This is a genomic window from Rosistilla carotiformis, assembly GCF_007753095.1.
In the GTDB taxonomy this organism is placed as follows: domain Bacteria; phylum Planctomycetota; class Planctomycetia; order Pirellulales; family Pirellulaceae; genus Rosistilla; species Rosistilla carotiformis.
In genome coordinates, this window is sequence record NZ_CP036348.1 from 1234200 (window position 1) to 1256470 (window position 22271).

Genomic DNA, 22271 nt, shown 5'->3' on the forward strand with positions numbered 1-22271 from the left:
TTGTTGAATCTACCTTAATTTTCGTCATAAGGCGATTGGAAGGTTCTGGATTTGAGTTGGCGGAGTTCACTATCGGTCCGACGATTTGAGATGGTCGGCAAGTTGTTCAATCGCAAATTGCTTACTATCTACATGGTAGAGGTGGCACTTTGTGCACTGGTCGCCCGCGGCTTGCGCGGTGTGACATTTCGCACAGGCGTCGAGCGTCAGCGGACCGAAGTCGTGGTCCGGATGCGATTCGCCGGTCGAGACGTTCTGGACCGCATTCTCCTCGCCCTTCCCCGCGACCTGATGGCAATATTTGCAGTCCATCAACATCGGTAGGTTCATGTGAGGGCGATGTGAGAATCGTGTGAATGTCTTGCTGGGCCCATGTTCAGGTGCTGCACGCCACGACGCCAAGGAATCGGCGCGTGCTGTCTGATGGCAGCGAACGCATGCCTTGACCGTCTGCATCGACATGATCGCTTCATAGTCGCTGGGGTGGATCGATTTGGCGCTGTTGGCCAGTCCGACCAACGCAACTAACATCTGATCGGCGTGTCCACTGGGTTGATATCGGACCGCCAGCCGCAGCGAGTCGCTGTACCAACCGCCGGCGGGCAGACGCTTGGTCGCATCAAACCGCTTTGGACGTGCGGGGGCGGGGCTGGCGGGAGCTGCACCGGCCAAAGGGTCGCTGAGCGGGTCGTTTAACGGATCGCTCAACGCATCGGCTAGCGGCTGCGACAGCGGGTCATCCGGCGTCACGGGGGCCAACGCGAGTTGCGATGGTGCTTGCAGCGCTGCGGGAGGCGCCGCCGGTTGCAGCGGCGCGGTTGAAGGTTGGCCCTGCAGCAATTCGGGAACCTGGGCGATCCGTTGAGCGGGCGGGACTTGGTGTGGAATCGCCAGTTGAACGCGGAGCGGATTTTCTGGAACAATCTCCCAGTCGGCGACCAACTGAATTTGCATCGCGCGGAGCGCTGGCGGGATCACCACCATCGAATTCTCTTCGGGAAGCCAGTTTTTGCAGGCGGCTTCGATCAATTGAGGCGATAGTTTTGCCGCCAACTGGCCGGTCGTCTGCATATCGAGTCCTGTCGCCAGGCTCAATCGCTTGGCGATCGCGTCGTATCCCGAATCGGCCATTTCGTTCATCAACCGACGCACCCCTGCCGCAATGGTTTTGGCATCGGCTAGATCGTTGGCGGAGTTGGAATCCAGCCGGCTCAGATCACCATCGGCCGGCAATCGATCGAGCGCCGTCGCGACGTCCGCATCGGAGCGCAGCAGCAGTCGGACAACGGGTGGGATCTTGCCATCGAAGATCCCCGTCGCGTCGGCGGGCCAGGCTCCTGCGGGGTGTCCACCGCGACGCATCGCTTCAGTGTCGAGCATTGGAAATTGGACGATTGCAAAGCCTTCGGCAATGCCCACCTTCAATGACTTGTCGTGACAGCTGGCGCAGGCGACTTCAAATGACGCGGTGCGCCCAAGCTCCTGATCGGCGGTCTGTTGGTGACAACGCTTGCAATCAAACGTGGCGTTCTCTTGAGCGAAGTGTTTGCCAGCATGCGACGCGTGATTGAATGCAATCTTTCCACTACGGCCGTAGGGCCAGTCGGTCCACTGGGGATGGCCATGCGTAAAGCTACTGAATTGATTCTTATGGCAGGTCTGACATTGTTGGCTAGTCAATGCCGAGAGGCTATGCTCGCTGCCGTGATGCTCGCGATGACAGGTGGCACAGGCGATATCGTCGTTGGTGACTGCGGCACTGGGCAGCATCGCATGCCAGCCGGACTTCTGTTCGGTCTGCGACAGGCTTACCAGTTGCAATTGCTCCGACGAAAGGTTGTGCGCATTGCGAGAGAGGTTTCGGTCAATGGTGTTGTGGTGGCAGTCCATGCACAGCTGGGTTTGCGTCACGTTTTGATGTGCATCACCCGCCGAGAAGAACCAACTGGTCAGCGAACCCTTGGCCGCGGGATGGCACGAAGCGCAGCGGTCGCTCTTCAGTTCCCCGCCCAAAATCTGAGCGTGCGGTTGGATCAGGCCGCCGGGCGCGAAGGCTTCGGTTCGCCAACGGCCTCCCAGCGAGAGCAGGATCATACTGACCGCGGACAGAAAACAGAGGCTGGTCGCCATACGCCGCTTCGCCTTCCACGATCGTTTAGGGGTGCAGGGAGTCGGTTGCAGCCCACAGACGCCCTCTTGGTCGGGGCCCGAGTCGCACTTGCCGCCTAAGCAGGCGGGACGGTTGCAGGACCAGGAATCGCCGTTGGCAAAGGGGCGACAAGCGGCTAGTGCCGGACAGTCCCCTTTGCCTGAGGGGCCGTGTTGGCAGGGCGTTCCCGCATCGCTCCATCCGCAAACCCAATTGTCACCGGGGCGGTCGTCGCGTGGCGGTTGCGGCAGCGGTTGCGGCAGCGGTTTGTCGCTCTGTCTCATCTATCAGGCTCCTTGGAACCGCAACACCATCAACACATGCACCACGATGAACACCAACATGGCGACCGTCAGCGCGATATGAATCGCCAGCCACATTCGCATTCGCAATTGGGTCGCATAGTGATAATCGAGGTCGTCGCGGGTGCGAATCAGTGCCGCCAGGCGGCCTGCGGCTTGTTTAACGTTGGTGGCGAAGTAGCGATCGAGTTCGCCCAGTTCGGTCAATAGACGACGCTTCCGATGGCTGGTCGGGACCAACACATACGCCAGGCTCGGCCGCGTCGAAAAATAATGTTGCAGCCGCTCGCGATAAAATTGGGCGATTACCGGCACATCGCCCGTTTGGCCGACTTCGGTGAGGATTTCCGCTGCCCGATCGGCGAGCGTGCGACGATGCCAGCCGAAACGATCAAATCGGTATTCCCCGGCGATCGCTGTCAGTCGCTTGGCGCCACGGCGGCTGATCCAGACGCCATACAAACCACTGCCCGCAACCGAAAGGAAGAGCAATGAGAGCGTCGATTCAAAAAAGCCTGACGCGATCACAACGGGAACATGCATTAAATAGATCGCCAACGCAAACAGGCCGGTGTAGATGTGGAACTGGGTCCAAACACGGACCGGCAGGATCGGCAACATCACAAGTTTTTTGCGCAGCCCCAACAGCATCAGTAGCCCGACACTGGCCAGCAGCGTCCAGCCGGTTGCCATCGATGCGTGGCCGAGTCGCTGGCGGATCAGCCAGGTGGCAACCGCCGCGATCAGCACCGCAATCGCTGTGATCGACAGGGCGATCGTTCGTCGCGTTCGTTTGTGAAGCATAGGGTAATGACCTTTTTGTGCTAACGGCGTCGGCTGATCCAATCGCTAAGATCTTCCAAGTTGCCGAGATCGATCCGGACCAAGGCGTCGTGTGGGCATGCGTTCTGGCAAGCGGGGCCCGAAGGCTGTGATTGGCAGAGATCGCATTTAGTTGCTTTCATGATCGGCAAACCCGCCGATTCGTCGAAATACATCCGACCCTGAGGATCGCGCATCGTCCGCATCTGAATATTTTCGTAAGGACACGACGCGGCGCAGGTACCACATCCAATGCAGATGGTTTCATGAACCGAGACCGTACCGGTTTCTGGATGCCGCGAGATCGCGCCGGTGGGACAGCCGATCATGCAGACCGGATCGGCACAGTGCATGCAGGCCTGCGTGAACTGGATCCCATCGTTGGCCGGACCGCTGCGAGTGAATCGCGGATTGCCGTTGTGTGTCGTCGCGCATGCTTTGACACAATCGTCGCATCGAGTGCAGGCGTTCAGGTCGATGACCATCGCCTGGCGACCGTTGTTGAGTCGTTCCTGAACGATAAATTCCAGCATTCCGGTCGGAACTTGCGATGCGATGTCGTGCCGTGCGCGGGCTTGTTGATCGTCGCGTGAGATTGGATCGGGGAGTTCCGACCGACGGATGAAGGGCAACACGTATTCGGCAACGACTTCGATCGGTATGTGCAGCGTGTCGACAAATCCGACGGCCCGCAGCGATTCCTGCAACGTCACCGGAGCCTGATTGGTGTCGCGATAGGTGTTGTGAACGATTTCTCGCAAACCGAACATGTGTCCTTTGCCCAGATAAGCCAGCGTGCGATGCCCTTCGCCGTGGCGCGAGCAGACGCGGGCGAAGCCGCTGCGGATCAGCAGCAAATCGGTCGGCAGATGCCCTTCCATCGCCACCAACGGTTCGGATTCGATCTGTTCGACTGGCGGAAGCTTCCGCGTGCGGCGATAGTCGGAATGCCATTCGAGTCGACCAAAGGAACGCAGTAGCGTCGCGTCGGCCACTTTTTGCAAACAGTTCTCCGGCAGGAAGCGGAACAGCGGCGTTTCCCGCAAATGGATCATCAACCAATTGGTGCGGTAGTTTTGCTCCAGTTGTTCAGCCAAGACGCGGTCGCGTCGCAACAGACGCAGCCCTTGCCAGCGGACTTCTACCAACGTTGCTTCGCTGTCGGCGACGACGGTTGCCGTCCGCGGGGCGCGGTACATCGCTGCCACCTCACCAAACATCTCACCCGGGCCAATTTGCAGCGTCCGTTGGTGGGTGACGATGCCATCGAAGTCTTGCAAAAAGATCGACGCGGTGTCCCCGTGTTGTTGGACGCGCGACGATCCACCGGGAGTGATCTGGTCGACGGTGCGGACCTCGGGGAATCGCGGTTGTTTCCAGAGTGCGGAGATCGCCGATAGCCAGCCCTTTTGTTTCGCGGTCGTTCGGCCTAGCGACTGCGGTGGTAATTGCCCCAGGACTGCGCGAACACTGCCGGCGATGACCAGGAACGCACTGTTGCCGTAATCCCCTTCGCGGACGATCACTTCGCCCGGTTGCACGTGGCGGATCCGGCAATCGTTGCGGAGCACGCCGTCGAGCGGCGTGCTGGCAGGGAAGGCTGCCTTATCCATCTCGGAAAAGGGGGACAATGAACTGAGCCACTGTACGTCGCGGTCCTGCATGTCGGGATCAAAGGGTTGATCCCAGCGCTGCGGTCGACGTATTTCGATGGTCGAGGTGGTGCCCATCCGTGGGTCTCGCTGAAAGTGGGGGAGAGTGAAGTAGCGGCATTTTGAAGGAGATTGCCGACCTGCGTCAATGCTATAAATTTTGCTTTCGTAGGCATAGGGAAACGTGACGAAGTTGTCGTGGTTCCACTCGTCAGCGACTGCTTCCCCCACCCCCAAACGCAGTTTGCGGGGGAGGGGCGTTTTGCGATTCAATCCGCGTTGGACGCCTCTGGCGTTCCCTCCCCGGAAAACTTGCTAGTCGCACGTTTTCCGACCCTCCCAGCTTCGCCGGGCGGGTGAAGATAGCAAATCATTTCACCCTCCCCCAAACGCAGTTTGCGGGGGAGGGTTGAACGAGCGAAGCAAAGTTCGGGGAGGGGAGTTCTGTTCAGATCTGCGTTGTGGCATCGGGTGATCTGCCCTCCCCGGAAAACTCGCTGAAGGCTCGTTTGCCGACCCTCCCAGCTGTGCCGGGCGGGTGAAGATAGCAAATCATTTCCCCCTCCCCCAAACGCAGTTTGCGGGGGAGGGTCGAACGAGCGAAGCGATGTTCGGGGAGGGGAGTTCTGTTCAGATCTGCGTTGTGGCATCGGGTGATCTGCCCTCCCCGGAAAACTTGCTATACGCACGTTTTCCGACCCTCCGAGCTTCGCCGGGCGGGTGAAGATAGCAAATCATTTCACCCTCCCTCAAATGCAGTTTGCGGGGGAGGGGCGAACGAGCGAAGCAAAGTTCGGGGAGGGGAGTTCTGTTCAGATCTGCGTTGTGGCATCGGGTGATCTGCCCTCCCCGGAAAACTTGCTAGACGCACGTTTTCCGACCCTCCCAGCTGCGCCTGGCGGGTGAAGATAGCAAATCATTTCACCCTCCCCCAAACGCAGTTTGCGGGGGAGGGTCGAACGAGCGAAGCAAAGTTCGGGGAGGGGAGTTCTGTTCTGATCTGCGTTGTGGCATCGGGTGATCTGCCCTCCCCGGAAAACTCGCTAGACGCACGTTTTCCGACCCTCCCAGCTTCGCCGGGCGGGTGAAGTTAGCAAATCATATCACCCTCCCTCAAACGCAGTTTGCGGGGGAGGGGCGAACGAGCGAAGCGATGTTCGGGGAGGGGAGTTCTGTTCAGATCTGCGTTGTGGCATCGGGTGATCTGCCCTCCCCGGAAAACTCGCTAGACGTACGTTTTCCGACCCTCCCAGCTTCGCCGGGCGGGTGAAGTGGTGGTATCACCAGGTGCTTGGAGCCACCATCGGTCGCCGGAAACGACAAAAGGCGACCCCGTGGAGGGTCGCCTTTTGCGAGCGTATCGATTGCGTGGGCAGAGCTTAAGGACTAGGCGCCGAACTCGACGCGGCGTGGTCCCAATTGTTGCTGTAGGCGGGCAACAATGCTGCTGTGCATCTGACTGACGCGACTTTCGGAAAGGTCCAACGTGGCACCGATCTCCTTCATCGTCAGTTCTTCGTAATAGTACAGGATGATGATCAGACGCTCATTGCGATTGAGGCCTTTCGTAACCAGACGCATCAGGTCGTTCTTTTGAACGCGGCGCGTGGGGTCTTCACCCTTTTTGTCTTCCAGGACGTCGATTTCGCGAACGTCTTTGTAGCTATCGGTTTCGTACCATTTCTTGTTCAGGCTGACCAAACCGACGGCGTTGGCTTCCTGCTGCCACTTTTCCACTTCGGGAACGGTGATCTGCATGAATTCCGACAGTTCTTGAACGGTAGGAGCACGACCGTGCTTCTCGTTCAGTTTCTTGTTCGCTTCGTTCAGCTTGCTCGCCTTGCTGCGAACCAAACGCGGAACCCAGTCCATCGATCGCAGTTCGTCGAGCATCGCCCCACGAATCCGCGGAACGCAGTAGGTTTCAAACTTGACACCGCGGGAGCGGTCGAACGCATCGATCGCGTCCAGCAAGCCGAAGATTCCTGCGCTGATCAGGTCGTCGAGTTCCACGCCTTCGGGCAACCGCTGCCAGATGCGTTCGCCGTTATAGCGAACCAAAGGCATGTAGTTTTCGACCAGCCGATTGCGCAGGTACTCATCGCGAACCTCTGGATTCGCTTTATATTGATCCCAAATCTCTTGGATTTCTTCTAATTCAGCTGCCGTCTTCGTTGCCATCCAAATCCTCCGTGATCTTCACCGGCACGTTTTCATATGAACTTCACTCCGCTGCGAGCATCCATGCCGCTGACGAAAAGAAATTCAGTTTGCCCACAAACGCTATGACGTGCGGGAATTTTGTTTATCGGCTTCCATTTTGTTGAAGTGCTCAATCACTTCAGCCAAACGTTGCCTAAATCGAGCTTCCACTGTTTGACATATCACTTGGTCCGCGATCGCACCGATGATATAACCGACACCACAGGCCACGACCATACCAATCAACCCTAACGTGACGACAGACGAAAGATCGTTGCTGTTGATAGCACCTCGCAAGGCGATTAGTCCGAGAGCAATTGCTCCGAGCGAAACCGCGTACGAACGAGCCACCAGGCGAATCCTCCGACACCATACGTCAAAGCCGTGCGATACATTTCCACAGGGGAAAAGTCGCCGCTCTACTGGTATCGTCCATCTCGCGTTCACTTGTTCAGTCCGTTCGATCAGTTTCTGAAAATTTTATTTTAGTGCGAACGTTTTTTTTCCGACTCTCGGAATGTTTTGCCCGCCAATGGCATCTTTTTTGCGTAGATTTCTAGTTTGATGGCAAGAGCAAATTGCGCGGTGCCGTCGACTTTTCCGCCGCCGAATTCGCGGTCGCTTCCCTCGTGTCCGATGCGCGTTCACGCCGCTCGGGCCGTTTGGAATCGTCGATGAATGCGGGTTCCGAAGACGGGTGCCGGCCGCCATCGAGCGCTAATTCGATCAAACGACTTGGTTGCGGCAGATCGATGTCGTCGGGGACGTTCTGTCCGGTCGTGACATAGCTGATCGGTGGCACGCCCGCATCGGAGAAACATATTAGGTCGGGCTGCCGTTCCACTTCATCCAGTTTGGAAATGATCACCGCCGTCGGATCCAGCACCGCAAAATTCTGTATCGCCGATTCGATTGCCGATCGCGATGAAGTGGCCGAAAGGACCAGATGGGTTTCGTGTGGCTTGGCGTGTGCCAACAATTTTCGAGTGATTTCCAATTGTTGATGATCACGTGGGCTGCGGCCGACGGTGTCGATCAAAATCAGATCGACATCGCGTAGACGTTGCATCGCCGCCCGCATCTCATCGGCACCGGCGACAACTTCCATCGGCAGTTGCATCACTTGAGCATATTTATGCAGTTGATCGACCGCCGCGATTCGGAACGTGTCGATCGTGATCAGACCGACCGACCGTTTCTCCAACAGACGGAAACCAGCGGCTAGTTTTGCGATCGTGGTCGTTTTCCCGACACCCGTCGGACCAACCAACGCGACAATGCGTTGGGAATCGCGCGGAACATCGATGGGGCCGGTGGTGCGGTAGCGTTTGCGAAGGCGTTGCCGCAGCACGGGCAAAAGATTTTCGTCGCTCGTGGCGTCATCGATCGCGATTTGACTGGCGATCCAATCGGCGTTGGAGCGATCGATACCGTGATCGTTCAAGGCCTTGGCGACCCGCGCGTCGGGGCTGCGGACTTCCGGGACCGCGGTGACGGGCGTCTGTTTTACTGAGTGCGCGTGCTCCAACGCTTGGACGACTTTGGACAACCGACTGACCTGTTCGGTCAAGTGCCGCACTTCAGGCGAGGAGCGTTCCGCTACGGGCTTGCCTGTTTGCGGTGCTTCGCTCGCTGAGGGGACTGGAGGTTGGGACGCTCGAGGTGGGTGGACCGGTTTGGGTTTTAATCCGGCGGTGACTTCAACGTGCGACTTTCCCAGCAACCCAAACATCCCGCGATGAACGTCGCGCGTGTGCAGCACGGTCGCATCGCTACCCATCTGACGACGGATCTCGGCGAGCGCCTCTTGCAGCGTCGGTGCTTGAAAAGTACGGATGTGCATCGTCGATTATTCCTCGTAAGGTTGACCGAGGCGTCTGTTCGCTGGGGAAATGGGTGGTGTTGGCATTAAAAACCGAGGAGATTCAGCTAGCCCTTGGGCTTTGGATTGACCGGCGGTTCTTTCGCGGGAGGATCGGTAACCAGTCCGATCGATTCGATCGCGGTGTCCTGGGTGATCTCGTTGTACGAAAGGATATGGATTCGAGGCAACGACGAATTTGTCAATTGTCGCAAACCGGGCCGAATCCGCGGGCTGACTAAGACGACGGGAGGGTGCCCGGCCGCGGTCAGCTTTTTCAATTCATCCCCCAGTCGACTGCATGTGATCTCGACGGCAGCCGGAGACATCCGAATGAACAGGCCACGATCGGTGTGTTCGATGCCTGCGGCGATGCGATCTTCCAAGGCGGGATCCATCGTCACGACATGCAGACGGTCGTGTTCGTCGCGATAGCGGGTGCTGATCGTACGTGCCAGGCGATGACGGACGTATTCGGTCAACCAGATGGGGTCTTTGGTTTTGGACGCGTAATCGCCCAGCGTTTCCAGGATCGTGGAAAGCTGACGAATCGGAATGTCTTCGCGGAGCAACATCTGCAGCACCTGTTGCACCTCGGCAAGTTTCATCACGCCGGGAATCAATTCGTCAACGACCGTGGGGGATGACGTTTTCAGTTCGTCGATCAGATGTTTGGTCGCGTCGCGTGAGAGCAATTCTTCGGCGTATCGCTTGGCGATCATCTTCAGATGCGTGGTGATCACGCTTCCCGGTTCGGCGATCCGGTAGCCGTAGATCATCGCCTGTTCGCGGCGCGTCGGATCGATCCAGACGGCGGGCTGGTTGTACATTGGATCGCGGGTCGGTTGGCCTTCGATCGCTCCGGTGGTTGTACCTTGCTCCATCGCCAGCAGGTGTCCTGGTTGGACCATCCCCTGGGCGACGGGATTGCCCGCGATGCGGATCTCATATTTGTAGTCGGGCATGTTGCGATTGTCGCGGACCCGGACCTTGGGCAGGATGATGCCGATGTCGGACGCAATCTGATTACGGATTCCGCTGATCCGATCCATGAGATCGCCTCCCTTGGCGGGGCTGGCCAGCGGGATCAGCTCCAGTCCCAGATTGACCTCCATCGGATCGATCGCCAAGCGATCTTCGACGCGTGGCTCTTCGGGAGCCGCCTTGGCGGCGGCTTCGTCGGCCGATTGCTGCTGTTGCCGTTGCTCCTTGTTGACGGCCGTTCGATTCATCACCACGGCCAATCCAATGCATCCAAGCCCGATCGTGGCCATTGGCAGGGTCGGCAGATTGGTCATCAACATGATGAACAGGAACGCGCCAGCAACGGTCAAAACGCGAGGATTGCTGAACAGTTGGGTTAGGAATTCGACAGGTAGATTCGATTTTTGCGTGCTTCGCGTGACCAACAACGCGGCGGCCAATGAGATCAAAAGCGCGGGCACCTGGCTGACCAAGCCGTCACCGATTGTCAGTTTCGTAAAGAGAGCTGCGGCATCGGCCAGGCTCATGCCCGCTTGCACGATACCGACATACAGGCCGCCGATTACGTTGATCACGGTAATGATAATACCGGCGATCGCATCGCCGCGGACGAACTTATTTGCACCGTCCATGGCTCCATAGAAATCGGCCTGATTGGTGACGTCCAGCCGGCGTTGTTGGGCTTCTTTTTCGTCGATGATCCCTGCACTCAGATCGGCGTCAATTGACATCTGTTTACCTGGCATCCCGTCCAATGCGAAACGGGCGGCGACTTCACTGATCCGCGTCGAACCTTTGGTGATCACGACAAACTGGATAACGACAATGATCACAAAAATGATCAGACCGACTTCCACGCGGTCCCCCGAAACGAACTCGCCGAAACTCTGGATCACTCCCCCGGCAGCTTCCATCTGCCGATCGCCCGCTCCCGTCAGGATCAGACGCGTGGTGGCGACATTGAGCACCAGACGGGCAAGGGTTGTCGCCAGAAGAAGGGAGGGGAAGACGCTGAATTCCAGCGGGCTGGGGACATAAACCGTCGTCAGCAACACGATCACCGCCACGGTGATGTTTGCTGACAGCAAAATATCCATCAGCCCCGGTGGCAACGGAACCAGAATGACTACCAATGAGCCAATGATGCCCAGCGGCAGGATGAGATCTCGGTAGCGAAGCAGCAGGTTCATGATCAAACGATCGCGAGCGTGGGTTTCGTTGAAACCCATACGGCCCCGATCCGAAAATTCGGATCGACCTATGGCCGCATGGCGGCAGGAGCGTAGTCAATCGTTCAGTCAGGGTCCAGATCGTTTGAAGCGTTTCTGGATAAGTCGTGTAATGGCAATGGGTTGCGGTGCTCGAAAGGCCGGTTAGACGGAACTGCGGCCGGATGAGTTCAAAAAAAGTCGATTTTCTTTGTCGCGATTTGGCGTCTAAACGCATTAGTGCAATAGGTGACGATATTTTTTAGTTGAACTCTCCCCAACTGGGGTGAGTGGTTCAGTAGGTTGTCCTAATGTCCGCACGAATCAATGCACTGGCGTTACATCCCAAACGGGTTGTTTCCGAGCACACGCAGCGCATGGCGCAAGCTTTTCTCGATAGCCTGTGCCAGGTTGATGACACCAACAACTTTCCCGATGGGGAGCAAGGCTCCACCGTTTCGGTTCCGCGGAATCTTGCCAGCCAAAAGATCTTCGACGGGCCTTTGTTGCAAGTGCTTCAACCCGGATCGCAGTTTGGGATGTTCACAATCCAAGCGCCGCTGGGAAGCGGAGGGGTGGCGCATGTCTATCACGCAACCGATTCGGCGAATCAAGATTTTGCGCTCAAGGTTCCTCGGATTGTCAGTCCTTGGGTCAACGACCTGATGGATCGCGAGTTCCGTTTGATTCGCAGGATCGCCGATCCACGCATCGTGCAAGCACGCTCGTTGCATGCGGTGGGCGATGTCCACGTGCTGGCGCAGGAGATGATTTCGGGGTCCTCCATCGATCGCTGGGTTCGACAAGGCGTTCCGGTGGGGCAATTGCCATCGCTGGACCGCGTCTATGAAGCGATCACCCAACTGGCTGAGGTGCTCGATGTCCTGCACAAACAGAACTACATGCATCGCGATATCAAACCGAACAACATCCTGGTCGATGACTCCGGACAATTGAAGCTGATCGATTTTGGACTGGCCACGCGAATTCGAACACTGGGCAATTGGAACAATCCCGAATTGCAACTGGGGACCTTCCGTTACCTGGCCCCCGAAATTGCGCTGACCTGCTGTCAAACAACGGCGTCGGACATCTACAGTTTCGGCCGTGTTCTGTTCTATCTGCTGGCGGGGCGTTTGCCTTGTATCGATCTTCCGACCCAACCCGATTGGACCGACGCTCGAATCGCCGAACAGCTGACGCAACAGTTGCCCTTCGGAACGCCAAGCGACTTGGTCAATCTGTGCATTGGAACCAACGCTTTCGATCCCGACCAACGCCCTTCGGCGGAATCGATTCTCGAATATTTGAGTCCCGACGCGGCGACGAACCGACCCGCTGCGCCCGCATCCGAGGATGGTTTGCAAAGCCAGCTGCGTCGGTGTGTCAAAGCGAGTTCGGCGAAAAGCGGCTTGGTCGTGATGGCGCTTCAAGAGACCTCGGAAGCCTCGTTGGGAGACGCGATGGTCGCGCTTTCAGGAGACGAAAACTACCTTGTGCTCAAAGGGCAGACCTGCACCGACGAGCATTTTTCTCATCGTGCGATCAATCCGATCGTCAGCGAACTGGGGCAATGGTTGCAAAACCTGGATCCTTGCTTGCGCAGCGAATGGCCGTTGCTGCAAGATTCCCCCGCAATCGCCCAATGGCCGATTTTGGGGATCCTCGCGTCATCTCACACGCGTTTCGCTCAGGCCACCTCTCTCAACGGGGCGAGAGAGACTGGCCTGAGCGATTTAGCGTGGCTCTTCCAAACCCTGGCAGACGACCGCACGATCGTTCTGTGCATCGAACACTTGCAGCATGCTGACGCGGCGAGTTGGCAGTTCTTGCGAGAATTGCAAGCCGTCGCTCAAAACGACCGCGTGCTGATCTTTGCGTCGGTGGATGCCGACGATGAATCGGCGATGAGCCAAGTGCGTTCGATGGTAGATGCTGAGAACATCCACGCGTTCTAGCACGCCAGCTCAGGTTGATCTTCCCCGCGTCGGCGAGTCCGTCGAGCGAGGATCCGCGTTGTTCCCGCGTCGCGTTATTCAAGCGTCGCGTTGCAGGACACCCGACGATTTTGTCTTGGCTTATGCCGTTCAGCCGAAGCGACGAATGGTTGCTAGCGAGATGCCGTTGCTTGCTTCGCAACAGAGATCAGTCCGATCGGACCAACGTAGGGGAGGCACTTGACTGCGAAGTCGCGCCTTTCAGTCGTCGTATCGCAGGAGGCCCGACAATTTTGTCTTGGCTTAGGCCATTCTGCCGAAGCAACTATTGGTTGCTCGCGAGATACAGCCGACTGCTTCGCAACAGCGAGCCTTTTTCGAATTCGATGTTTTTCAACGCGATTGCGTATTCGGTCTTCGCCGTGAAGTAGAGGGTTTGGGCATCGCTAAGCCGGCGTTGGGCATCTAATAATTGTTCCAGGTTCACCGGAAGGCCAGCGCGGCGGTTTGCTTCGAGTGCTTCGACAGCATCGGCTGCAGCGAGAAAGCGGTTCATGTTCGTTTGGGTTTGCTGGAACGCGCGATCCGCTTCGGCGACCATCGCCGCCAGGTCATGGGTTACGCGCCGCGATTGTTCGGTCAGCACGGCCTGTTCTCGTGCCAAATGCAGCCTGGCATTTTGCACCGCCGCATGCGCCTGACGAAATCCGACGGGCAAGGACAGTTCGAACCCGGCTTCCCATTCTTGAAAGTTTCCGCTGCCGAGGTCCCGAAACGCCGAATCATCGCCGATCCAGTTTTTGTCGAGTCCGCGGTAGCGATAGCGGCCGATCATGTCCAATTGAGGCAACAGGAAGTTTTTGGCGGCGATCCATTCCAAGCGGCGTCGTTCGACCACCATCCGCTGTTTTCTCAGTTCAGCGCGATCGCGTAAGGCCTCGGCGGCGATCGAGTCCCAATCGAATCGGATCGGTGCTGCGATCGGTTCATCGCTGGGGCGCAGCAATTGTTCGCCACGCTGCGGCAGCCCAATCATTAGCCGTAGTTTACGTTCGGCAGCTTGGACACCTCCGACGCCAGCAAACACGCCCCCCTGAGTTCCGCTGCCCGATTCGGTTCGCTGAGTCGCTTTGCCTGCGATCGCATCCTGCAGTTCGGATTGAAAGCGGAAGAATTGTTCGCGAGCGAGCGCTTCGGCGGCACCTGAACGCCGGTTGGCGACTTTCTGCGCCTCGTAGTTCAACCACGTTTCACGACTCTTTTCCAAAGCAAAGTGCTTGGCGTCGAAGTCGCGATAGGCGAAGTACAAGTCCCAATAGGCATTGGTGACGTCGCTGACAAACCGACGCAACGCTAATTCAAATTCTAAGTCGTTGATATCGCTGTTGACTTTGGCGATCAAAACACCGTTATAGACGCCCGGTACGCTGCCGGGACCGGCGATGCGATTGAAGGTTAAACCGCCACCTTGTAGCAGCGGCTGTCGGACCTCCCCTTCGAATTGTTGCTGCCACGCGCTGGGGGTGATGTTGCCCGTCGCGTTGTTGGCGTCGTAGTCGCTGATGCTACGGAGTGCGAATTCGGCACCGGTGGCGCTTCGCTTGCTCAATTGAGCAATGTAGTCGTGGCGATCTTGCGTGAAGACGTTCGATCCGCCTCCGAAAAAGCGGTTGTTAAAGCGACGGTCGTTGTTCTGAAAGGTCGCCAAAATATCAAGTTGCGCGTCGAAGGCGCTGAGTGCCCCTTCCATTCCAAAGCGTGGATCGGTCTGCTGCAGAGGCCGGCTCTGTTCGGTCATCATCAGATCGGGCGACCGCAGAATCGTCGCTCCCAGATCGCGCAACACCTGGGTGTTGGTCAGCGCGGTCGATATCGCTTCTTCCAGCGTGAGCTCCCAATAGTGGATCTCGCTGCCCGATTGAAAGTCTTCCAGCGTCAACGGCCGCTGATCTTCGGTGCTCGCCACGCTGCCAGCATTTCCCGAATCGACCCGACACATCACAGCATCGACGGCCGTGGTATCGTTACAAATGGTCTGCGGCGTTTGTTCCAAGGTGCGACAACCTGCGGCGCAAAGCGCGATCGTGACAATCGCCCAGCCCCACACCAGCATTTGCCGGTGTGCCGTCGGGGGGTGCGATTGTGTGACGCAGGTTGAATGGTGATCAATCATGGTGCATCCGAATGCCCATTCGAAGTGTCAATAAGAGAACAACTTGTCCAATCCTCCTTGGTCGAACCAAGGGAGGTATCAAATCCATTCGAACCGATGCGATTCGCACAACCGACCATGGTTCGTCGACGATCGGACGTTGCAACCGGGATAACTGTCAATGTCGCGATAGTCTTCGTATCTTGTCGGCGTTGCCAGCGATCGCTGTGGTTTGCGTCATCGATACTCTCGATGTAGCGGCTGTAATGCCGGCTTTTGGCGAAATCAAAATGGTTTTCTGCCCTCTGCGCAGCGTGTGGCGAGCGGCTTGATAGCATGAATGCTAGGGAATCGTTTTATGCAACCTATGAATCCAGCCGAAAACTTGCTGCCGCATCCGCACGTGGAGCGGTTCTTTGCGCAGGTCGATCGCGTTTGCAGTCAGCCTGACGTTAGCAGCACCCTGTTCTTTGAACTGATCGAAGTGTTGGTCGAGGAGGGGATCGCAACCGCCGCGGCGCTGTGGTGTCGCGAGCTGGAGGAACTCTCTTTGCTGGCGCGTTCACCAAACGGGCAGAGCGAATTACCCCATCCCCTGCCCGAAGTTTTGCAACAAGTCGCCGCCGGCACGTCGGCATCGTTCCCTTGCGCGATACCCGACGCCAGCAAATCGGCGACTGCCGGGACGCGCATCGTCGCCAACTATTGCGGCGGCCCCGAAAGTTTTTTGGTTGTCGATGCTGCGGTCGAACCCGACGCGTCTCCGGCTGTGATCCGCCAACGTCAGGAGATCCTTGAAGGCTTTGCCGAAATCGTGGGTAATCGATGGGTTCGCCATCGGTTTGAAACCCTTTCCCAGCGGCCAACGGCGACCGATCCCAGTCAAGCCTTCCTCGATCTGATCGTGGATGCGTCGTCCTCGGATGAAGCCTTGCGTTCGTTGGCCGCAGTGCTGTTGGACGCGACCAGCGCCGACCGTGTCAGCCTGTTGCAGTATCAAGCGGGCGCATCGCGTTTGTTGGCAATGGCACCGGCCGGTAACATCGACCATCGCGCTCTCGTTGTCCGTCGCATGGCGGGGTTGGTCACCAAATTAGCGCAAGGCAGCGGAACGCTTTCGTATGCGATGGGCATGCCCTGCCCCTTCGCCGAAGATGAAACCCTCGTGCAATTCGTCGACGAATCGGAGTGTCGACAGGTGGACGTTCAATTGGATCTCCCACGATTGCAGTCCCATCCCACGGCGATCGTGCTGGAACGATTTACCGTTGATCGCACGACCACACCGCGGGATCGCGGTATCGCAAGCCAGGCTTTGCCGGTGCTGAGGCATTTGGTCGATCGACAGGAACGCGGTTGGAGGAAGTTTTTGCGGCCGGTCCGCCACGCTTCGCCAGCGCGCTCCATGGCGGTAGGGGCGATGGTCTGTTGCGTTGCGTTGATGGGGCTTCTATGGATTCCCGGCGACTTGTGGATTTCGGTTGATGGACAGCTGCATCCGGTCGCTTCTCGAGGTCTCTTTGCTCCCAGCGATGGCGTGATCGACGCGATGTACGTGGCGCATGGGGCTGCGGTGACCGAAGGGGCGCGGTTGCTGTCGATTCGCGATCCGGAATTGGAATTGCGTGCCAGTGAACTGGAGGGGCAGATCGCAACGTTGCAGTCGCAACTGGCTTCGGCGCAGGCGGCTCGCAGCCAAGGGGCTCGCGACGCGGAACGTCGGCGCGGTGGAGAGCTTTCGGCGCAAGAACAGGATCTCGAAATTCAGCTTGTCGGTTTGCAGCGACAACGCGACGTGCTGCTCGACCATCGCAAGCAGCTTGACATCACAAGTCCTTTGTCCGGCACGGTGCAGCGTTGGGACTTGCAGCAAGAACTGCGAGACCGTCCCGTCACCCATGGGCAGCACTTGATGGATGTCATCGATGCGAATTCGGCATGGGAATTGAGGCTGGATGTTCCCGATGGCTTGATCGGATATGTGATCCGAGCCCGGCATGGTGATCCGTTGGATGTTCGGTTTCGGATTCGCAGCGAGCCCGGTCAAGTGATGTCGGCGGTGGTTCAGGAGATTGCCGAATCATCGCAGATCGATCCGCAGGGACGCACCACGGTGTTGGTGACCGCAGCGATCGATGACGGTGTGCTGCATGATCCGCGGATCGGCGCGGGAGTGGTCGCGCGCATCGATTGCGGTCGGCGATCGTTGGCATTTATCTGGTTCCGCGAGCTGATCGAATTTTGTCAAAGCCATTTTTACTTTTAACGGAGACGAACCCCATGGTCTCATTCCATCGAAGGTCTTTGGCCTTCTTGGTTCTGGCAGCGACCGCGTCGTCATCGATGCTGGCTGGAGAACCTTTGTTTCTCGAGCGGGTGTTTGTGAAACGCATTGCCGACGTCGAACTGGCCGCTCCTAAAGCGGGCCTGTTGGCGGAGATTTCCGTCGCAGAGGGGGCTTCGGTTGTCAAGGATCAACCGTTGGCTACGTTGGACGATCGAAATGCCAACATCGATTTGCAGCGCGCCAAGATCGAGTATGAAGTCGCGTTGCAGGAGGTGAACAATCGTGGCGAAATCCAATTGGCCGAGAAGCGGTTGGAAGTGGCACGACAAGCGAACAAACAATACGCGATCGAAAACGACGCTGCCCATCGGTTAGCCGAAAACCGATTGGCGGTGGAAGCTGCTGAAAAGTCGAGTGCGGTTGCAAAAAACGAACTGGAACGCGCGCGGCGCGCACACGATGTGTTTGCCGATAGCGTATCGGAGTCGGAAATCGAAGGCTTGTCGCTGGCCTTTCAGCAGGCGGAACTTGAATCGCAACAGGCCGAGTTTCAGCGTCAGCAAGAGCTGCTGGCTGCGGCTGCGTCGGACGAATCGCTGCAGTCGCATCGGTTGTCGACCGAGCAATTGATGATCGAATTGCAGCAAGCAAAAACCGAACTGCAACTGGCACAATTGAATGCCGACCTGTACCAAAACTCGCTCGAAGCGGCACGCCTGAATTTGGACCAGCATCGTGTTCAAGCTCCGTTTGCCGGGATCGTTGTCGAACGGTTTCGTCAACAGGGAGAATGGGTCAAGCAAGGCGATCCAATCTTGCGTCTGTTGCGGTTGGATCGCATGCGTGTCGAAGGGTTCCTGCCCACGCGATGGCTTCACGGGAATTTGGTGGGATGCCAAGCCGAGATCCATGTCGATGGCTTTGGCAAGCAATCGCTGGTGTTTCAAGGCCAGGTCTCGTTTGTCTCCCCCGAAGTCGATGCGGTGAACAACGAAGTGGCGATCTGGGCTGAATTCGACAACCCGAAACATCAGGCGTGGCCCGGGATGCAGGGGACGATGACGATCCATCTGCCCGAGGTTTTGGAGGACCCCGAGGACCAAGCCGATGGAGCGACAACCGAACCGTGAACGGGTTGATCGATCCGAGCAACGTTCCTGCATCGTCCGCGAAGCGGCCCCGGTTGGTGCTGCGCGAGGATCTGATTCATCGTCGTTTGCAGATGGGAGATCGGACGTTGTGGGTGACCAAGGATCCGATCGCTGGTGATTTTTTCTATTTCAGTGAGCGCGAGTTCACGGTGCTGTCGGCGTTGGATGGGCGGTCTCCCGACGCGATCGCTGCGGACTATCGCCGGCATCACGGCAATGACGTTTTGTCCCCCGATCATTTGGTTGCGTTTTTGGCTCAAACGCAACGCAGTGGTTTGCTGCAGCGTTCAGGAGCGTCGACGGAAACCGCTGAACTTTCCGCGGCGCGCTCGCGCGGTGGGTTTCGCAAGGGGCTGCTGTCGCCGTTGGCAATCCGTTTGCCGGGCGTTAATCCCGATCCGCTGCTGGATTGGATCGAACCGAAGACCCGTTGGATCTTTGCGCCGCTGACGCTGGGGTTGGCCGTGATGTGGATGCTTTGGGCAGCCGTGCTCGTTGGGCTGCGAGCCGATACCTTTTTGTTGGAACTTCAGCAATCGCAGGCCTGGGCTTCGGCTGGCATGATGGGCGTGGTGATCCTCGTGATCGCAATCACCAAGATCGTGCATGAATTGGCCCATGCGGTAACCTGCCGTCGCTATGGCGGTTCGTGTACTGAGATCGGGCTGATGTTTTTGGTCATGATCCCGTGCCTGTATTGCGACGTTTCCAATGCCTGGCTGCAGCCGCTGCGCAGCAAACGGATTGCAATTTCTGCCGCAGGGATTTTGGCCGAACTTTGGATCGCTGCGACTGCCGCGGTGCTGTGGGCGATCACGGTCGATGGACCACTGCACTGGGCCTGTTTGTCGATCATCGTTGTCTGTAGCGTCAGCACGTTGTTGTTTAACGGCAACCCTTTGATGCGCTACGATGGCTACTTCATCCTTTCGGATCTGTTGCGAATTCCCAACTTGGCGGGTGAGAGTTCGGCGGCGTTGCTGCGACGCATCAAGCATCTGCTGACCGGATTGTCTCCTGCAATACGCAACGATCAAACCCGGCGATCCGAAGGTCTGTTGATCGCATACGCCGTAGCGAGCCTCTGTTATCGGGTGATGGTGATCGGCGTGATTCTCTTTGCAATTCATAAAGTGGCCATCGCGCATGATCTGCGAATCCTCGCTTGGTTGGTGACCGCACCGATGTTGTTTGGCTTGCTCCGTGGCGGCTGTCGCCAGATCGGTTCACTGCGTCTATCGAATATCGAACGCCGGAGAATGCGAGGCGGTCGCGTTGCGATAGGCAATCTAGTGCTGTGGGGGGGGGCGATCGCCGGGCTGTTATTTCCCTGGCCCCAGCGGATCAGTCTGCCGTTCATTGCCAAGGCGGTCGACCAGCAGGATATCTTTGTCGTGCAACCTGGAATTTTGTTGTCGGTCGTCGGTGAAGGCACGCCGGTCGACGCCGGCGATGTGATCGCGCGTTTGCGGAATCGCGATCTGGATCTGGAATTGGAATCCCTGGCAGCTCAAGCGGCGGAACTCGTGCAACGACTGGATCGGGTGATGTCGTTGCGCAGCGAGGATCCTCAGTTCGCCGCCCAGATCCCTCCGCTGCGCGACCTGGTCGCGGCGACACAAAAGAAAATCGCCCTGCGGAAACGCGAACGCGATGCGTTGCAGATCATGGCTCCCAAAAGCGGGCTGGTGTTTGCCGCCGCATCGCGAAGCATTGCAATGGACGAATCGACCGACGCGCATCTCTGGTCGGGAACGTTATTGCAACCGCACAATCGGGGCTGCTTCTTGCCTCGCGGAACTCCGCTGTGTTCGATCGGTTCGCCCAACGGACGCAGCGTCGCCCTGTTTGCCTCGCACCGCGAGATCGGTTTTGTCCGTCCTGGGCAATCCGTCACGCTACATGTTCCCGGAGCTTCGGGAGGGAAAGTGCAAGGAGAAGTCATCCAGGTCGATGCGCAACCCGTGGCCCATTTGCCTCGGGAATTGGTTGTCAATCAACGCGTTGCTGTGGAACCAAGCGTCGCTGGTGGTGATAAGCCGCTCGAACCGACCTATCAGATTCTCGTCGCGTTGTCTGACAACTCCTGCCTGCTTCCGCTGCGTGTGACCGGCGTCGCCCAGGTTCATGTGGGCGCTCAATCTTTGCTTGAGCGGCTGGCACGATTTCTTGCCGATTCGATACGGTTCGAACTGAATCCTTGATCGTTTGCATGTCTGTCAGGGTGGTCTTCCCATCCCCGTTTGCGCGTCGCCAGGGGGGCACGCATCCGCGTTGCCTTGTCACTGCCTGAGCGTTGGGCTTGCGTGCTTTTCTTCTAGGCAAAAGATTTTGATAAAAGTCATTTTGCCTTCTTTGCGGCGTTTTAATATCCCGTTGGTTAAAGGGGGCGATGTGGGGTTAGCGGGGTAGAGAGCCCCGGTAATGTGGCGATTTGTTGGCGTTATTTCGTTTTATGGTGGTCGTGTGGGGCTGCGGAAATTCCCTTACGACTTGATTTTGACGATTGGCCAGCGTTTGGCATGTCAGCTGCAATGGTTGGGAAGCGTTCGGGTGAGGCGTCTCGCTTCGCTGCGACAACTCGGCCCATGCGGTAGGGGTCGGTGCAACCGCTTGGGAATCAAAACCAAATTTTTCGCGTAACGTCGAGACGCTGACAAGATCTTGTGATGAGTTCGAATGGGATGGTGGCCGGTATGGAGATTTGTTGTGCCGCGTCGTCAGAAGAACGTGTGGGATCTCGTCACTTCAGGGCAGAGAAAGGCAGTAACAACATGGGTAGCTTCGTTGAGCTCTCCGGGGTTGGCAAGACATATCAAGAGCCGCATGGCCGGACAGTGATTGTCGAGAATTTTGATCTCAACATTGCCAAAGGTGAGTGTGTTTCTTTGTTGGGACACGAAGGTTGCGGCAAGAGTACAATCCTGACGATGGTGGCTGGATTAACCGCGATCACCGATGGCGGTATTCTTGTCGATGGCCATGGGGTGGAGGGGCCGGGAGCCGACCGGCGTGTCCTGTTTTCGTCCCCGGGCCTGCTGCCTTGGATGACGGTGTTCGACAACGTGATGCTTTCGGTTCACCAATCGCATCGCGACGCCAGTGGCGCGCAGTGCGAAGCGATCGTTGACGATTATGTTCGCCAGTTGGGATTGTCCGAGGTTCGTTCTCAGAAGGCGATGTCGCTGACACTCGCGGCGCAACAACGCGTCGGGCTTGCACGTGCGTTGGCACTGAATCCAAAGATGCTGTTGTTGGACGAACCTTTCGAATTGCTGGATCCTTCCTCGCGGATGGATCTTCAGACAGTGCTGTTGGATCTGCACGCCAGGCATTCGTTGACGACGTTAATGATCACTCGAGACATTGAAGAAGCGCTGCTTTTAAGCGACCGCGTGGTGCTGATGACCGATGGTCCGAAAGCAACGGTCGGCAAGATATTTGACGTTCCGTTTGAACGGCCTCGTGTTCGGGCCGATGTGTTAAGTCATCCTCGCTATGGCGATTTGCAACAGCAAATCACCGCGTTCCTGGACGAAGAATCGCGAACGCATGCGGCGTGAT

13 protein-coding genes are annotated in these 22271 nt (G+C 57.6%); 5 read left to right on the top strand and 8 right to left on the bottom strand.

Features of this window, described 5'->3' with window-relative positions; translation table 11 throughout:
* Positions 1 to 69: 69 nt before the first annotated feature.
* The 7 genes from Poly24_RS04605 to flhA all read right to left on the bottom strand — a co-directional run bounded on the left by Poly24_RS04605 (position 70) and on the right by flhA (position 11201).
* Complete coding sequence (locus Poly24_RS04605; protein ID WP_145091138.1) at positions 70 to 2433, bottom strand: MMPL family transporter; 2364 nt, start codon at positions 2431 to 2433, stop codon at positions 70 to 72.
* Between the two features lie 3 nt (positions 2434 to 2436).
* Positions 2437 to 3255, bottom strand: a complete 819-nt coding sequence (locus tag Poly24_RS04610) for a hypothetical protein (RefSeq protein ID WP_145091141.1) — start codon at positions 3253 to 3255, stop codon at positions 2437 to 2439.
* Between the two features lie 20 nt (positions 3256 to 3275).
* Entirely contained in the window at positions 3276 to 5003 is a 1728-nt protein-coding gene (locus tag Poly24_RS04615) for a cyclic nucleotide-binding domain-containing protein (RefSeq protein ID WP_145091144.1), read from the bottom strand.
* A 1308-nt stretch (positions 5004 to 6311) separates the two neighbouring features.
* Entirely contained in the window at positions 6312 to 7106 is a 795-nt protein-coding gene (locus Poly24_RS04620) for a FliA/WhiG family RNA polymerase sigma factor (RefSeq protein ID WP_145091147.1), read from the bottom strand.
* Positions 7107 to 7208: 102 nt separating this feature from the next.
* Positions 7209 to 7478 carry a hypothetical protein gene (locus Poly24_RS04625; RefSeq protein WP_145091150.1) on the bottom strand — a complete coding sequence of 90 codons (270 nt, stop codon included), beginning with the start codon at positions 7476 to 7478 and terminating at the stop codon, positions 7209 to 7211.
* A 205-nt stretch (positions 7479 to 7683) separates the two neighbouring features.
* Complete coding sequence (gene flhF / locus Poly24_RS04630) at positions 7684 to 8970, bottom strand: flagellar biosynthesis protein FlhF (RefSeq protein ID WP_145091153.1); 1287 nt, start codon at positions 8968 to 8970, stop codon at positions 7684 to 7686.
* Positions 8971 to 9056: 86 nt separating this feature from the next.
* On the bottom strand, positions 9057 to 11201 hold the full coding sequence (gene flhA, locus Poly24_RS04635; protein ID WP_231753465.1) for a flagellar biosynthesis protein FlhA: 2145 nt from the start codon (positions 11199 to 11201) through the stop codon (positions 9057 to 9059).
* A 290-nt stretch (positions 11202 to 11491) separates the two neighbouring features.
* Here flhA and Poly24_RS04640 point away from each other — a divergent pair, with 290 nt between their 5' ends.
* A complete protein-coding gene (locus Poly24_RS04640) occupies positions 11492 to 13138 on the top strand; it encodes a serine/threonine protein kinase (protein WP_145091156.1) in 1647 nt (548 codons plus the stop codon).
* Between the two features lie 304 nt (positions 13139 to 13442).
* Here Poly24_RS04640 and Poly24_RS04645 read toward each other — a convergent pair whose 3' ends face one another.
* Positions 13443 to 15290, bottom strand: a complete 1848-nt coding sequence (locus tag Poly24_RS04645; protein ID WP_145091158.1) for a TolC family protein — start codon at positions 15288 to 15290, stop codon at positions 13443 to 13445.
* Between the two features lie 337 nt (positions 15291 to 15627).
* Between Poly24_RS04645 and Poly24_RS04650 the strand changes: the two genes are divergently transcribed.
* The 4 genes from Poly24_RS04650 to Poly24_RS04665 all read left to right on the top strand — a co-directional run bounded on the left by Poly24_RS04650 (position 15628) and on the right by Poly24_RS04665 (position 22270).
* Complete coding sequence (locus tag Poly24_RS04650) at positions 15628 to 17535, top strand: efflux RND transporter periplasmic adaptor subunit (RefSeq protein ID WP_197452323.1); 1908 nt, start codon at positions 15628 to 15630, stop codon at positions 17533 to 17535.
* A gap of 14 nt (positions 17536 to 17549) precedes the next feature.
* Complete coding sequence (locus Poly24_RS04655) at positions 17550 to 18686, top strand: HlyD family secretion protein (RefSeq protein ID WP_145091164.1); 1137 nt, start codon at positions 17550 to 17552, stop codon at positions 18684 to 18686.
* Positions 18683 to 20911: an HlyD family efflux transporter periplasmic adaptor subunit gene (locus tag Poly24_RS04660; protein ID WP_145091168.1), complete on the top strand. Its 2229-nt coding sequence runs from the start codon at positions 18683 to 18685 to the stop codon at positions 20909 to 20911. Before Poly24_RS04655 ends, Poly24_RS04660 begins: the two co-directional genes overlap by 4 nt.
* Before the next feature lie 570 nt (positions 20912 to 21481).
* Positions 21482 to 22270 carry an ABC transporter ATP-binding protein gene (locus tag Poly24_RS04665; protein WP_197452324.1) on the top strand — a complete coding sequence of 263 codons (789 nt, stop codon included), beginning with the start codon at positions 21482 to 21484 and terminating at the stop codon, positions 22268 to 22270.
* The last annotated feature ends 1 nt before the right edge of the window (position 22271 follow it).